The sequence below is a fragment of the Geodermatophilus sp. SYSU D00779 genome (assembly GCF_054050595.1).
This window is the reverse complement of record NZ_JBJGZQ010000005.1, coordinates 218,880-230,856: the sequence shown is the minus strand read 5'-3', so window position 1 is coordinate 230,856 and position 11,977 is coordinate 218,880. Positions and strand designations below refer to the sequence as shown.

The 11,977-nt window shown below is 75.0% G+C and carries 8 protein-coding genes; 7 read left to right on the top strand and 1 reads right to left on the bottom strand.

Annotated elements, in window-relative coordinates; translation table 11 throughout:
- Positions 1-944: 944 nt before the first annotated feature.
- The gene (locus tag ACI79G_RS05960) at positions 945-1,802 is read right to left on the bottom strand and encodes a hypothetical protein (RefSeq protein ID WP_456880217.1); all 858 of its coding nucleotides are present in this window, start codon (positions 1,800-1,802) and stop codon (positions 945-947) included.
- Between the two features lie 388 nt (positions 1,803-2,190).
- Between ACI79G_RS05960 and ACI79G_RS05955 the strand changes: the two genes are divergently transcribed.
- The 7 genes from ACI79G_RS05955 to galE all read left to right on the top strand — a co-directional run bounded on the left by ACI79G_RS05955 (position 2,191) and on the right by galE (position 11,360).
- The gene (locus ACI79G_RS05955; protein ID WP_456880216.1) at positions 2,191-2,325 is read left to right on the top strand and encodes a hypothetical protein; all 135 of its coding nucleotides are present in this window, start codon (positions 2,191-2,193) and stop codon (positions 2,323-2,325) included.
- A gap of 421 nt (positions 2,326-2,746) precedes the next feature.
- Positions 2,747-3,265, top strand: a complete 519-nt coding sequence (locus tag ACI79G_RS05950; RefSeq protein ID WP_456880215.1) for a GNAT family N-acetyltransferase — start codon at positions 2,747-2,749, stop codon at positions 3,263-3,265.
- 116 nt (positions 3,266-3,381) lie between these two features.
- Positions 3,382-4,410 carry an acetylglutamate kinase gene (argB, locus tag ACI79G_RS05945; RefSeq protein ID WP_456880214.1) on the top strand — a complete coding sequence of 343 codons (1,029 nt, stop codon included), beginning with the start codon at positions 3,382-3,384 and terminating at the stop codon, positions 4,408-4,410.
- Positions 4,407-4,643 carry a hypothetical protein gene (locus tag ACI79G_RS05940; protein WP_456880213.1) on the top strand — a complete coding sequence of 79 codons (237 nt, stop codon included), beginning with the start codon at positions 4,407-4,409 and terminating at the stop codon, positions 4,641-4,643. Before argB ends, ACI79G_RS05940 begins: the two co-directional genes overlap by 4 nt.
- A 4-nt stretch (positions 4,644-4,647) precedes the next feature.
- The gene (locus ACI79G_RS05935; RefSeq protein WP_456880212.1) at positions 4,648-8,811 is read left to right on the top strand and encodes a Pls/PosA family non-ribosomal peptide synthetase; all 4,164 of its coding nucleotides are present in this window, start codon (positions 4,648-4,650) and stop codon (positions 8,809-8,811) included.
- The gene (locus ACI79G_RS05930; protein WP_456880211.1) at positions 8,808-10,166 is read left to right on the top strand and encodes a heparan-alpha-glucosaminide N-acetyltransferase domain-containing protein; all 1,359 of its coding nucleotides are present in this window, start codon (positions 8,808-8,810) and stop codon (positions 10,164-10,166) included. The genes ACI79G_RS05935 and ACI79G_RS05930 overlap by 4 nt, the downstream gene beginning before the upstream one ends.
- A 210-nt stretch (positions 10,167-10,376) precedes the next feature.
- Positions 10,377-11,360 carry a UDP-glucose 4-epimerase GalE gene (galE, locus tag ACI79G_RS05925; RefSeq protein ID WP_456880210.1) on the top strand — a complete coding sequence of 328 codons (984 nt, stop codon included), beginning with the start codon at positions 10,377-10,379 and terminating at the stop codon, positions 11,358-11,360.
- The last annotated feature ends 617 nt before the right edge of the window (positions 11,361-11,977 follow it).

The window sequence follows — 11,977 nt, the reverse complement described above, 5'->3', positions numbered from 1 at the left end:
GCCGGGCCGGGTTCCTGACCAACGCCGTGGCGCCGGGCGTGCTGCGGCTGGCGCCGGCCCTGGTGCTCACCGACGCCCAGGTCGACGCCTTCCTCACCGCCCTGCCCGCCGCCCTCGACGCCGCACTCCACGAGGAGGGACGGTGACCCGGTAGGTCACCGTCCGTCCTCGGGGCGGCCGACAGCGGTCGCCATCCTGGACGGACCGTCCCGCACGTCCGGTGCTGTCCGCTCCGTGGTGCCGCGTCGTGTCGAGGACGCCGAGGCGCTCCCTGCGGCTGTGCGCCACCGCGCGCGGCTGAGGTCATCCGGTGCCATGACGGTCATCGACGAACAGGGTCGTCGGACTGTGACGGTCCTCGGCGCGGCGCGGGTCAAACGGAACTGGCCCGCTGCGAAACCGGCTCAGGTGGTAACGCTGCGTAGATCAGAGCCCGGCGTGTACATGCGGCGCGCCCCAACCGGTTGACGCCCACCCGTGTCTCCCCGAACAGTCGTCCGGAGGTGACGGGGGGAGAGGACCCCGGTCGCGTGCCACATCGTCGTCCGAACGGATGTGGTCCAGGAGCGGGGAGTGCAGACGAGCGGGGGCGATGACGCGAGGGTGCGCGGTGTTCCCGCATCACTCTGCGTAGTTGCATCCGGCTCGACCATGCTCCCGCGGTGGGTCCGTCGGGTCCTCCTCGTCGCCGTGTTCCTGGGCACCGCCTGGGTGGCGACGGTCGTGTCCGCCGGCTCCGCGGCCGCCCAGACGCCCGACGAGCCGCCCGCGGCCGAGCAGGGCGAGCCCCTGCCGCTGCCTGCACCGGCGGCCGACGGGCACGTCGTCGAACCACCGGCGCCCGCGCCGCACGACCTCGCCACGGACGACGCCGGGGACGAGCCGGCCACCGGTCCCGGGACCGCCGAGGGCTCGGCCGGCGACGCCCCGCCGGCCGAGCCCGCTCAGCCCGTCGGCTCCTCCGGCGGCGGTGCGGCCGCTCCGCAGTCCCCGAGCGGCTCGGCGGGGGACGAGCCGGCCACCCCGGCTCCCGCTCCGGTGGCGGAGCCCTTCCCCGTGACGCCCACGCCCGCGACGCCTCCGGTGGCGACGCCGGCGCCGGAGGCGCCAGAGGAGACGCCCCCGGCTGCCCCGGCGGCTCCTGGGTCGACGCCACCGGGCATTCGGGGGCCCGCGTCCCCCGGGACGACCTCCCCGGGCAGCGCGACCCCCGAGACGCCCACGTCCGGGACCGCGAGCCCCGCGACGCCTCCGGTGGCGACGCCGGCGCCGGAGGCGCCAGAGGAGACGCCCCCGGCTGCCCCGGCGGCTCCTGGGTCGACGCCACCGGGCATTCGGGGGCCCGCGTCCCCCGGGACGACCTCCCCGGGCAGCGCGACCCCCGAGACGCCCACGTCCGGGACCGCGAGCCCCGCGACGCCTCCGGTGGCGACGCCGGCGCCGGAGGCGCCAGAGGAGACGCCCCCGGCTGCCCCGGCGGCTCCTGGGTCGACGCCACCGGGCACTCGGGGGCCCGCGTCCCCCGGGACGACCTCCCCGGGCAGCGCGACCCCCGAGACGCCCACGTCCGGGACCACGAGCCCCGCGACGCCCCGCCCGGGGACGACGACCTCGGCGACGCCCCCGACCGGGACCGCGACCCCCGCGACGGAGACCCCGGGGACGACGACCTCGGCGACGCCCACGTCCGGGACCGCGAGCCCCGCGACGGAGACCCCGGGGACGACCACGACCCCCGCGACGCCCGCGGCCGAGGCGGCCACGACCAGGCCGGACGCCGGTGCCGCAGGCCCCGAGACCACGGGCCCCGAGACCACGGGCCCCGAGGACGCCGACCTCGGGCCGGAGACCGTCGCCGTCACCGCCCCGGCCCCGCCGCCCGCCCCGACGCCGTCGGTCCTCCGGGAGGCGCTCCGATCCCAGGCTGCCGGTGGTGCGCCGGTGCAGGGGAGTGCCGCCGTCTCGCCCCGTGGGGTCCCGTCCTCGGCCGACCGGGGCGATCCCGCTCCCGGGGCGTCCGCGCCCACGGCCGTCGTCGACGCCGATGACGTCCCGGCCGCTCCGCCGGCGGCTCCGGCGCCGCCGATGCCCGCTCCCCTGGCCCCGCCCCCGCCTTCACCCGTCGCGCCGAGCGGGCCGGTGACGGGCGCGCACGCGTCCTCGGCCTCATCCGGTCCGGGGAGCGAGAACGTGTTCGGCCTCCCGGTGGCGGTCCTGCCTGCCGCCCTGGCGGCACCGTCCCTGGGTGCCGCCGTCCTGGTGCGCTCCGGCGTCGCCGGATCGGTCGTCGGCGGTGCCGACGACCCGGGCTGCAGCCCCGACTGATCTTCCCTCCTCCCGGCTGATCCGCCACGCCCGTCCATGGGCGTGCTGAGCGGCAGCCGGTCTCTGGCGTGCCGCCACTCCTGCGGTGCCCACGACACCACACACGTCTGCATGCCCACGTGACCCGAGGACCCCAGCCATGAGGCCACACCTGACCCCGACGTCCGCCTCCGCCACCCCCTCAGGGCAGCGGTGGAGGACCCTGCACGCCGTCCTCCGGAGCCTGCCCGCCCTCGGCCTCGCTGCCGCAGCGGCCGAGCCCGCCGACGCCGCAGGTGCTCGACCGGCTGACCGCCGACGGCGGCGCGCCCAGCCCCGGACGCCGGCCAGGCACGCACCGGCCGCTGGCGCCGTCCTCGTCGGTACCGCCGGCCGGCCGGTGCTCTCTGCCACGGTCGATGCGCCCGAGCACGGTCCGCCGGTGGACCCGGCCCTGCCGGTCGAGGACCGGAGCTCCCGGGCCGGGGACGCGCTCCTCCCGCTCACCCCTGCGGACGTCCCCGACCTGCTCCGGTTCCTGACCCGCGCCGACCTCACGGGCAGCGGCCTCTGGGACCCGGCCGTGCGGCTGTGGGTGCTGCGCGACGCCGCGGGCCAGGTGCGGGGCTCCGCTGGGTACGAGCTGTCGGAGGACGGCCGGCAGGCGCTGATCCGGAGCGTCGCCGTCGACGCGTCCCGGCGGGGTGAGGGCCTGGGTATGCGGCTGGCCGGCTTCACCTTGGAGCGGGCGGCCGAGGAGGGCGCCCGTCGAGCGTGGCTGTTCAGCCGCCACCGCGGGCCCTTCTGGCGTCGGCTGGGCTTCGAACCCGTCGACTGCGACGCCCTCGTCCGCGTGCTGGCCGGAACGCACCAGGTCCGGCTCTTCCAGCGCACCGGCCAGATGCAGCACGAGGTCGCCTGGAGGCGGTCCCTCGTCGGCCTGCGCGACGGCGGGGGTTGATGCGCGATGTCGCACCACCGGTCGTGCGCTGACCTCGACCGCGGCTCCCGGAGGACACCTCCCGGACCCGCGCCCCGTCCCCTTCCAGACGTCTACGGGAACTCGGTGTACTCGTCATGACACAGCAACTCACGGAGAACGTCGTCACCCCCCGGGTGGACCGCACCCTCTCGTCGCCGCGGCCGCGTCGGCGGATCGGCACCACGCGCGTGATGCGCACCTACGACCCGGAGGGCGATGCGCTCAAGGTCGCCGTCCTGACCGGGGCGCTGCCGTGGCTCAAGGAGTTCCACGGCAACGTGGTGGTGGTCAAGTACGGCGGCCACGCGATGGTCGACGAGGAGTGCCGCCGGGCCTTCGCCGAGGACATGGTCTTCCTGCGGACCTGCGGCATCCTGCCCGTGGTCGTGCACGGTGGCGGCCCGCAGGTCACCGCGATGCTCGACCGGCTCGGCGTCGCCAGCGAGTTCCGCGGCGGGCTGCGGGTCACCACGGAGGAGACGATCGAGGTCGTCCGCATGGTGCTCGTCGGTCAGGTGGGCCCGGAGGTCGTGGGCCTGATCAACGAGCACGGCGGACGGGCCGTGGGCCTGTCCGGTGAGGACGGCGGGCTGTTCACCGCCGCCCGCACGCACGCGGTGGTGCAGGGCCGCCGCGTGGACGTCGGCCTGGTCGGCGACGTGGTGGCGGTCGACCCGACGCCGGTCACCACGCTGCTGGAGGCGGGGCACATCCCCGTGGTCTCCACGGTGGGACCGGACTCGAACGGGCAGGTGCACAACCTCAACGCCGACACGGCGGCCGCCGCGCTGGCCGTGGCGCTGGGCGCGGTGAAGCTGGTCGTCCTCACCGACGTCGAGGGCCTCTACGCCGACTGGCCCGACCGCGACTCGCTGGTGCAGAAGATCGACACCCGCGAGCTGGCCGAGGTCCTGCCCACCCTGGACGCGGGGATGGTGCCGAAGATGGCCGCCTGCCTGCGGGCGGTCGAGGGCGGGGTCAGGCGCGCGACCGTGGTCGACGGCCGCACCCCGCACGCCCTGCTGCTGGAGATGTTCACCACCGAGGGCACCGGCACGATGGTCCTCCCGGCGGTCGACGGCGCGAGCCCGGCTCCGACCGGCAACGCGGAGGCCGCGCGGTGAGCCGCACGGGAGAGCTGTCCGGCCCGGTTCCCGGGCGGACGGCGCCGGTGCCGCCGGAGCCGTCCCCGGTGCCGACCGACGCGCGCGTCGATGTCGTCCCCGCCGCCCTGCCTGCCGTCCTGGACACCGCGACGGCGACGGCCGACGCCAGGACGGGCTCGAACCGCAGACCCCCGAGCGCCCACGAGCTGGTCGCGCTCCCCGGGTCGATCCCCACCGACGACAGGAAGTGAATCGATGACGTCGCGCCAGGAAGACCTCGACTTCTTCTCCTTGTTCGCGGGAGACCCCGGGGAGTCACTCGCTCCGCCGGGTGGTCAGCGAGCCCAGAGCAGCCCGACCGGATACCGCTTCCACGACAACGTCGTCGAGGAGCTCGGCGGCCCGGGCGCGCGGTGCTCGCGTCTGAGCCGGTACTTCGAGCTGTCCTGCGACCGCCGGCCGTCAGCCATCGCCCTGGAGTGCGATGGCGAGCGGATCTCCTACGCCGACCTGGACCAGCGCGCCAACCGCCTGGCCCACCTGCTGATGAGCCGGGGCATCCGGACCGGGTCACGGGTCGGCATCCTGCTCAACCGGTCGGTGGACACCTACGTGGCCCTGCTCGGGATCACCAAGACGGAGGCGACCTTCGTCCCGATCGACCCGTCGGCGCCGGCCGATCGGCTGCTGTACATCGCCGAGGACTCCGCCCTCGACCTGGTGGTGACCACGACGGACTTCGCCACGTCGACCGCCGCCCTGCCGTGCGGACGCCTCCACCTCGACGAGGAGCGGCCGCAGCTGGCGATGCAGCCGAGCGCGCGTCCGGCCGTCGGGACCGACGGTGACCCGGTCTGCTACATCATCTACACGTCGGGCTCGAGCGGCCGCCCCAAGGGCGTGGCGGTCGGCCAGTCGAGCATCTGCAACTTCATCGGCATCGTGCCCTCGCTGTACGGGGTCGAGTCCACCGACCGCGTCTACCAGGGCATGACCATCGCCTTCGACTTCTCCATCGAGGAGATCTGGCCCACCTGGGCGGTGGGCGCCACCGTGGTGGCCGGTCCGACCGACGGCCGCCGTGTGGGGTCCGGCCTGGCGGACTTCCTCGAGGACAACGAGATCACGATGATCTACTGCGTCCCGACCGTGCTGGCGACCCTCGACCGTCTCCTCCCCCGGATCCGCACGGTGAACGTCGGCGGCGAGGCGTGCCCCCGCGAGCTCGTCGACCGCTGGGGACCGGGCCGCCGGATCCTCAACACCTACGGGCCCACCGAGACCACCGTCACGTGCACGATGGCCGAGCTCTGGCCGGGGAAGCCGGTGACCATCGGCCGCCCGTTGCCGACCTACCGGGTGATGCTCCTGGACGACGACCGCAAGCCGGTCCCGGCGGGAGAGGTCGGGGAGATCTGCGTCGGCGGGCCCGGGGTGGCCGTCGGTTACGTGAACCGGCCCGACCTGACCGCCGACCGCTTCATCCCCGATCCCCGCGGCATCCCCGGCGAGCGCATCTACCGCACCGGCGACCTCGGCCGCTTCCTGCCCGACGGCGAGCTGGAGTACCTGGGCCGGGCGGACAGCGAGGTCAAGGTCCGGGGCCACCGCGTGGACCTGCAGGAGATCGAGAGCGTGCTCCTCGAGCACGACGAGGTGACCGGGGCGGTGGTGACGCTCCTGCCGTCCCCCGACACCGGCGGGGAGCTCGCGGGATACGTCGTCCTGCGGGACGGCTCCGCGGTGGACCCGTCCGGCGACCGGGCCGACGAGGTCATCGACGAGCTCCACCAGCGCCTGACCAACCAGATGCCGCCGTACATGGTGCCGGCCTACCTGGACGTGGTCGGCGCCATCCCGATGCTGCCCAGCGGCAAGGCCGACCGCGGCCGGCTGCCCGAGCCGAGTCGCCCCCGGCTGATCCGCTCCGACCAGGAGTACCTGCCGCCGACCACGCCGGCGGAGGCGTGGATCGCCGGCGTGTGGGAGGAGACCCTCCGGCTGCCCCCGGGCTCCGTCTCGGTGGACGCCGACTTCTTCGACGCGCTGGGCGGGCACTCCCTCGTCGCGGCGAACGTCGTGTCCGCGATGCGGGAGAGCGACCTGGGCGCAGGCCTGTCCATCCTGGACTTCTACCGGCACCCCACGGTGCGGGCCCTGGCGGCCTTCCTCGAGGCCGGTGTCGGCGCCCAGCCGGACGCCGAGGGACTCCCGCTCCGCGAGCCGCGGCCCGCGCCGCCGTCCACCGCGCGCGTCGTCGGGTTCGGGGTCGCGCAGGCAGCCGTCATCGTCGCCGTCGTCCTGCTGTTCCTGTGGCCGGTCGCGCTCGTCTACGGGCTGAACGACGGTCAGCCCTCGCTCGCCATGGTCGTCCAGCTGGCGATCGCGCTGCCGGCCGTGTACCTCCTGACGCGGTGGGTGCTGCCGGTCGTCGGCTCCCGGCTGCTCTCCCGCGGACTGGCAGTCGGCGACCACCCGCTCTGGGGCGCCGCGCACCTGCGCGTGTGGACGCTCGAGAAGCTCATGACCATCTCGCCGCTGACCGTGCTCAGCGGCTCCCCGTGGGCGGCGACCTACCTGCGGCTGGCCGGCGCCCAGGTGGACGACGAGTCCCACGTCGGGACGGCGGCCATCTCGCTGCCTGCGCTCCTGCGGGTGCACACCGGGGCCACCGTCGGCTACGGCACGCAGCTGCACGCGCACCGGGTGGCCGAGGGGGTCCTCTCCATCGCCCCCGTCACGGTCGGCGCCGGTGCGGTCGTCGGGTCCGAGTGCGTGCTGGAGTGCGGGTCGGAGGTGGGCGCCTCGGCCATCCTCCGCGAGCAGTCGCTGCTCCAGTCCGGGCAGGTGATCCCGGACGGGGAGACCTGGGCCGGCTCCCCGGCTCGACCGGCACCGGAGGCCGTCGACCCGGTCGTCGAGCTGATGGCCAGTTGCGCGGCCGCTCCGCGGACCTGGTCGCGCGCGCTCCTGGCCGGCTTCGCCGGTGGGGTCCTGCTGCTCGAGCTGCTGCCGTTCCTGATCATGCTGCCGGTGGTGGCGGTCGTCTGGTGGGCCCTGCTGACCTCCGGGACGGCGGTCGCGCTGCTCGCCGCCGCACTCTCGGGTCCGCTGTTCGTGGCCTCCTCGTGCGCGCTGATCCTGGGTGCCCGGCGCCTCGTCCTGTCGGCGACCCCGGAGGGCGTGCACCACCTCCGTTCCCAGCTCGGCGTCGAGAAGTGGCTCGGGGACAAGCTCCTCGAGCTGAGCCTGCTGCTGAACAACACGATGTACTCCACGCTCTACACGCCCCTCTGGCTGCGAGCGCTGGGGACCAGGGTCGGCAAGGGCGCCGAGGTCTCGACGATCTCCCACATCGACCCCGACCTGCTGACCCTGGGTGAGGGCTGCTTCGTCGCCGACATGGCCACCGTCGGGAGCGCGACCTACGCCAACGGCCACGTGGCCTTCCGGTCCACCGAGATCGGGTCCCGCGCCTTCGTCGGGAACGCCGCGTACGTCCCGTCGGGCACGGTCATGGGGAGCGGGTCGCTGATCGGTGTCCGCAGCGTCCCGCCGCCCTCCGGGGTGGACGCCGGGACGTCGTGGCTGGGCTCCCCGCCCTTCTACCTGCCGCGCCGGGAGCTGTTCGAGGACTTCACCGAGGCGGAGACGTTCACCCCGTCCAGGCGGCAGGTCCGCGCTCGGTACGCGATCGAGTTCCTCCGGATCGTGCTGCCGAGCTCCCTGCTCGCCGTCGCCATGTTCGCCACGCTGTACGGCCTGTCCTCGCTGGCCGTCTCGTGGGGCACCGTGGCGACCGTCCTGCTCGCCCCCGTGGTGGCGCTGGCGTCCAGCGTCGGCGTCCTCCTCTTCGTGGCTGCGCTCAAGTGGCTCGTCGTCGGCCGGTACCGGCCCCGGGTGCGACCGCTGTGGAGCGGCTTCGTCCGGCGGACGGAGTTCGTCACGGGGATCTACGAGGCGGCGGCGGTGCCGGCCCTGCTCACCTTCCTCACCGGCACCCCGATGCTCGGGGCCGCGCTGCGGCTGTTCGGCGCCCGGGTGGGCCGACGGAGCCTCCTCGGCACCACGTACCTCACCGAGTTCGACCTCGTGACCATCGGGGACGACGTCTCGGTGGGCGCGAACGCATCGCTGCAGACCCACCTCTTCGAGGACCGCGTCATGAAGATGGACCACGTCACGCTGCGCGACCGCGCCAGCGTGGGGGACAAGGCCGTCGTCCTCTACGGCTCGGTCGTGGAGGAGGACGCCACCCTGTCCGCGATGTCGCTGGCGATGAAGGGCGAGGTGCTCCCGGCGGGCACGACCTGGTGCGGCATCCCGGCGCAGAAGGTCAACCGTGCGTCGACGCCACCGCCGGCACGGGACGGACGCCGGGGCCTGACCGGCCACGCCATGACGGGGGCGCAGCGATGACGGCCGGCCCGCAGGTGCCGCAGCGGGAGGTCCCCGCCCCGTCGGGCGAGGCCGTCCCGGGGGACGCCGCGACCCGCGGGGCCACGCCCCTCCGCCACGCCTGCGACCCGGCCGCCTCGGGGGACGTCCCCGGCACGCCGGCGATCACGGGCAGGCAGGCGGACGGGCGTCCGCGCGGCCGCCTGGTCGGCATCGACGCCGCCCGGGGTGTCGCCCTCGTCGGCATGATGGCGGTGCACAACTACACGGCCACGGACGAGGACGGGGAGTTGTCCCTGGCGTGGAGCGTGGCCGCCGGGAAGTCGGCCGCCCTCTTCGCGCTCCTGGCAGGTGTGGGGATCGCCTTCGCCAGCGGTGGCCGACGTCGTCCGACGGGACGTCGATGGACCGCCGAGGCGGCCTCGTTGCTCGTTCGCGCCCTCGTGATCGGCGCGGTGGGCCTCCTGCTGGGCCACCTGGTGCCGGCCGACCTCGCGTCGGTCATCCTGCCCTACTACGCGGTGCTGTTCCTGCTGGCCGTCCCCCTGCTGTCCCTGTCCACCCGCACTCTCGTGGGGCTGGCCGTGACGGTCGCCGTGGCGATGCCCCTGCTGAGCCACGTGCTCCGCGCCGGCACGGAGCTGGTGGACCCCGTGCCGAACCCGACCCTCGGCGCACTGGTCGACGACCCGCTGCACGTACTGCGGGAACTGACCCTCACCGGCGTCTACCCCGCGTTGCCGTGGATGGCCTACCTCTGCGCCGGTCTGGCCGTGGGGCGGGCACTGCTGACCTCGCGCCGCACCGTCCTGATCATCATGCTGGTCGGGGTCGGTCTCGCCGTGGCCGCGCGGACGACCTCCTGGTTGCTGCTCGACGTCTTCGGCGGGCGGGCGCGTCTGGAGTCGGTCGCCCTGCAGTCCATGAGCCAGGAGGAGTTCGCGGGGTTCCTGCGGGAGGGCGCGAGCGGGGTCACGCCGCCGGACACCCCGTGGTGGCTGGCGACGACCCTGCCGCACTCCAGCACCCCGCTCGACCTCGCGTACACGATCGGCGTCGGGTTGGTGGTGGTGGCGGTCTGCATCCTCGTGGGCCGTGCCACCACGGCCCTCCTCCGGCCGCTGGCAGCTGCGGGGAGCATGACCCTGACGCTGTACAGCCTCCACCTGCTGCTGCTGAGCTCCCCTGGTCTCCCCGGGGGTGGCAGGGGATTCCTCCTCCAGTCCGCCGTGGTGGTGACCTTCGCCCTGGTGTGGAGCCACCACCACGGTCGGGGGCCGCTCGAGGAGTTCGTCGCTCGGCTGTCGAGCGCGGCGCGTCGAGCAGTGGAGAACGGTCGACGACCGAGTGGCGCCCGTGCGCTCCCGCCAGCGTGAGATCGGTGCCCGCGGTGGCCGGATGGGCGCCGTCCGGTGGCGGGTCGACCTCCCGGAGGAGCCGGTGCCGGTGCACCCCTCCGGGCGGTGGGCCGGGGCCGGTCTCGCGGACACGGGGCCGCGAGACCGGCCCGGGGTGAGGACGTCGTCGCCCTAGGGTGGGACGCCGGGCTGCGCCCGCCCGAGGACGAGCGAGAGGCCGGGGTCTGCATGACGTGGCTGGTCACCGGCGGAGCCGGCTACATCGGGTCGCACGTCGTCGCGGCCATGCGCGCGGCGGGCGAGGACGTCGTCGTGCTCGACGACCTCTCCTCGGGCGTCCGGGAACGCGTCGGCGCCGTCCCCCTCGTGCCGGCCGACGTCGCTGACGGCGAGGCCGTGGTCCGCACGGTGCGCGAGCACGGGGTGCGCGGCGTGGTGCACCTCGCGGCGAAGAAGCAGGTGGAGGAGTCGGTCCGGCAGCCGCTGCGGTACTACCGGGACAACGTCGAGGGGCTGCGCGCCCTGCTCGAGGCGGTCACGGGCGCGGGCGTGACGCGGTTCGTCTTCTCCTCCAGCGCCGCGGTCTACGGCGCCCCGGACGTCGACCTGGTCGACGAGGGCACCGCGTGCCTGCCGGTGAACCCCTACGGGCGGACCAAGCTGATCGGCGAGCAGATGCTGGCCGACGTCGCCCCGGCCACCGGGCTGCGCTACGTCGCCCTGCGCTACTTCAACGTCGCCGGCGCCGCCGACCCGGCGCTGGCCGACCGCGGCACGGCCAACCTCGTGCCGCTGGTGTTCCGGCAGCTGAGCGCCCAGCGGCCGCCGCAGGTGTTCGGCGACGACTACGACACCCCCGACGGCACCTGCATCCGCGACTTCGTGCACGTCGCCGACGTCGCCTCGGCGCACGTCGCGGCCGCGGCCGCGCTGACCGAGGGGCGCATCGAGGCGCTGACGGCGAACGTCGGCCGCGGCGACGGGGTCTCGGTGCGGGAGGTGGTCGAGACCATCCGGCGGGTCACCGGCACCGCGGACCAGCCGTGGTCCGAGCCCGTGGTCGCCCCGCGGCGCGCCGGCGACCCGGCGCGGGTGGTGGCCTCGGCCGAGCTCATCCGGCGGGAGCTGGGCTGGACGGCGGTCCACGGGGTCGAGGAGATGGTGGCCTCGGCGTGGGCGGGCTGGCGTGCGCAGGCGGTGCTGACCGGCTAGCGCCGGGTCGGATCGCGCGCCGGGAGTCGATCTCGACCGCGGTGCCGTGCTCGACGCAGGCGGCGAACACCGCCTCGGCATCGCGCGCAGGTCGGAGTGCATGCTCGCGACGACGACGTCCGGCCGCCCGGGCAGCTCCTCGGTCCGGTCGAGGCCGCCGGGTGACCCGCGGTCGGACGACCTGACGCGGTTCCGCGTGTGTGTGGTCACGGTGCGTCACACACGCCCAGGGCCGGTGCGGATCGGGCGAGAGGCGGTTGTCCCCTGCGCGCCCGAACGGGATCTTGCTCTCCACGTGCTGACGGGACCCGGTGCCCGTCGCTGACCGCACCACCGCTCAGGCGGCTGCGGCCATGGGGGGAGCGACGTGCAGAGAACGGGTGTGTCATGCGTGCGGTGACGGGCTTCGGCCCGTGCACTCCGGGCGTCCCGCGGTTCCGGGACTCGTGGCTGCGGCGCGTGCCGCTGGTCGCCCCGTGCGTCTCCGGCAGGTGGCTGCTGCGCCCACGGGAGACACCGGCGGCGACGAGGGCGCCGGACCCGCCGCGAACGCCCCCCAGGAGCCTGCGCCCCCGGAGCCTGTCGGCGCAGACGTCCCAGCGGTCCCGGCACCGTCC